This window comes from Salinivibrio sp. IB643 (assembly GCF_001996105.1).
Taxonomy (GTDB): Bacteria; Pseudomonadota; Gammaproteobacteria; order Enterobacterales; family Vibrionaceae; genus Salinivibrio; species Salinivibrio costicola.
The window spans coordinates 1-3,149 of the sequence record NZ_MUFF01000070.1 but is presented as its reverse complement, the minus strand read 5'-3'; the positions used below and the strand labels follow the sequence as shown (position 1 = coordinate 3,149).

The window sequence follows — 3,149 nt, the reverse complement described above, 5'->3', positions numbered from 1 at the left end:
CGTTCCAGCAGGGCCTTGATACCAAAAGCCTGTGGGTACCGGGCCGCGATTTTGCCAATCTTCTGGTCGAACAGAATGAACAGCCGCAGAAACTCTAGAAAGCGGTGCCGGTCGAGCAGACCCACTAACAGCCGATCCTGTTCGGTGGGCATCATCGGCTTCGACCAGAGGGCTTCAAAGTAATCGCGGATCTTACCGGGTTTGTCCTGAAATAGGGTGTTTTTGTCCGACGCTAACAGCGGCTGGTTCTTGATGCCCTGCACGTACTGGTCGTCGAACTCCTCATCCTGCCACTTCGACCAGAACTTCATCGGCGTATGCGTGGTGCCGTACCGGCCATCGTTGCGACTGATCGCAAACAACAGCTGAGCGAAGGCGTACAGGTAGGGGATCTCATCGTTTTTCTGGTTACGGATGTTCTGGCTGATCCCTTCTTCTACCATGTCCTTATTGGGGTTGCCGGAGGCCGCTTTCTTGGCCTCGATCACCGCCAGGGGAATGCCGTTCACAAACGTCACCACATCCGGCCGGCGGGTGTGGGTGCCCTGCGCGGACAACACTTCCATCTCCTCGGTGACATGGAACTGGTTGTTGTCCAGGTTCTCCCAATCGATGAGATGGATCGTGGGCGTGGCCTTCTTGCCGTCAACAAACTCGGTCACGGTAATGCCGAGCGTTAGCATATCGTAAACGGACTGGTTAGCCGCCATCAGGCCCTGCGCCATGGAGGGTGTGGTGATCTCACGCATCACCTGATCCACGGCCTGTTCAGATAACGGGTACGATTCACCTTTGAACTCGAATCGACGCTGGCGTAACACCTGCTCCAACACTGGCTTCAGCACCACATCCCGCTGGCTGCCGCGTTGGGCCTGACACTTGGTGGCCGGCAAAAACGTCCAGCCAAGGTTGATCAGGGTGGCTAGGGCCGGGATATGGCTGGAATACTGCTCATTCCCTTGAGGGGTGGTGTTCATGCGGCCTCCGTTTCCACGTTTACCCGACGTTTGCCAGTCAGGAGTTGTTGCATGAGGGCTTTCTTTTCTTGTTCAAGGCAGCCAATATATTTTTTGAGCTGTAAAATAWCCTGATCTGCCTTGTGGATAATTTTAGAAATTACATTCTGTTCGGTGATGCTGGGCAGTAAGACTTCGTGCCGTTTAATGTCCCCTGTAATTTGAGGCTGCCCTGAACCCGTAACCAAGTAATCCAAGCTTGATCGTGCAAGAACATAGTAGAGATATCTTTTATCCACCTCGGGATTATCATCGACATTAACTACCATTGCGTTCCCGGTAATCCATGATTTAGGTTGTGTCCAATTGACCAGGCCACATGTGCTACCTCGACATGTAACTGCGACTTGTTCATATTCATGATTATATTGGTCATAGAAGCCAATGAGTCCGTTCGCTCCATATACTGGATAACCATCCCCTTTAAGAGATGATTGAGAGATTGTTTTCGGTTGATAAACTCTCGCGATAATACCCAAAGGCTTTTTATCCCACTCCCCCTCAAACCCTGGCAGCCGCTTCTTCCCGGTCAGCAACTGCTGCATCAACCCTTTTTTCCGCTGTTGACTGTTCTCAAGCAGGCGCTCGGTGGCGGTGATGGCCTGATCCCAGGTGGAGAGGATCTGGGCGATCTTTTTTTGTTCGGTAACAGATGGAAGGGGGATAGGCTCTTTTTTTAGATCTGTGATGCTGATGAAGGGCTGATCTGAGCCAATTGATTTCCTGCTTACGAATCGGAAAATTAAGCGATCAAAAAGGTAATAGTAAAAGTCAGGTAGAGTTTGCTCGGTTAACGCGATGATCTTGCCAACACGTTGGTAAAGAATCGCGGGAAGATCAGAAGCRCTAATGCGTGCAATTTTTAGTTGCCCTCTAGTGATGGGGCGATTCAAGGCAAGCAAGATGTCGCCTTCTTTTAATACGATTTCGGGAAAATCGTTCACGTAGCTTTCTGGAAGATATGAACGATTCTCCCACTTTATGAACCCATGAGAGACGTTATCGATTTTTACGAGGGGAATTCCACTGTCAACGTACTCGTCATACTTGAAACCAACCCCTGAACGGATATCAAAGAAGTCTCCGAACTTCTCCCGGCGCCACTCACTTTGATGCATAACCCAACTCCTTCAGATACCCATCCATCTGCTCGTTCAGCTTTGCGATCTCGGCTTCGATCTCTTTGCGTTCCGCTTGCACGGCCATTAGGTCGATCTCTTCCTCTTCCTCGAAGGTGTCCACGTAGCGGGGGATGTTGAGGTTGAAGTCGTTCTCCTGGATTTCCTCCAGGCTGGCCACGTAGGAATACTTATCCCGGGTGTCGCGCTGTTTGTAGGTGTCGACCACCTTGGCGATGTTGTCATCGGACAACTGGTTCTGGTTCTTGCCGGCCTGGAACTCGCGGCTAGCATCGATGAACAGCACCTTGTTGTCGGTCTTGTCCTTACGGAACACCAGTACCGCCGCCGGGATGCCGGTACCGTAGAACAGTTTCTCGGGCAGGCCAATCACCGCATCCAGCAGGTTTTCTTCGATCAGCTTCTTACGGATCTTGCCTTCCGCTGAGCCTCGGAACAAGACGCCGTGRGGCACAACCACCGCCATGCGGCCGGTCTTCGGCTTCAGCGTCTCGATCATGTGCAGGATGAAGGCATAGTCGCCCTTGGACTTGGGCGGTACACCGCGACGGAAGCGAGCATACGGGTCGCCATCAGCGCCTTCGTGGCCCCACTTCTCCAGTGAGAACGGAGGGTTGGCCACCACCACTTCAAAATGCTTTAGACCGCCGTTCTTATCCAGTAGGAGTGGGTTGCGAATGGTGTCGCCCCATTCCAGTTTGTGGTTGTCGATGCCGTGCAGAAACATATTCATTTTGGCCAGGGCCCAGGTGCTGCCGATGGCTTCCTGACCAAACAGAGCAAACTTCTTGGAGCCGTCTTCCTTGCGAATCTGGTTGGCGCATTTCAGCAACAGGGACGCGGAGCCGCACGCCGGATCGCAGATCTCGTCGCCGGCCTGGGGTTCAACGATCTCCGCCATCAATTCGGAGACTTCCGGCGGGGTGTAGAACTCGCCGGCTTTCTTGCCGGRGGTGGCTGCGAAATTCTTGATCAGGTACTCGTAGGCGTTACC

At 52.8% G+C, this 3,149-nt stretch carries 3 protein-coding genes; all 3 read right to left on the bottom strand.

What is annotated here, in order from left to right:
• A partial coding sequence (locus BZG77_RS14380) for a type I restriction endonuclease (RefSeq protein WP_131826168.1) occupies positions 1-977 on the bottom strand: 977 nt, incomplete at its 3' end.
• Positions 974-2,134, bottom strand: coding sequence for a restriction endonuclease subunit S (locus tag BZG77_RS14375; protein ID WP_077647734.1), 1,161 nt, complete (start codon positions 2,132-2,134; stop codon positions 974-976). The genes BZG77_RS14380 and BZG77_RS14375, both read right to left, overlap by 4 nt.
• On the bottom strand, positions 2,121-3,149 hold a 1,029-nt coding region (locus BZG77_RS14370), incomplete at its 5' end, for a type I restriction-modification system subunit M (RefSeq protein ID WP_077647733.1). The genes BZG77_RS14370 and BZG77_RS14375, both read right to left, overlap by 14 nt.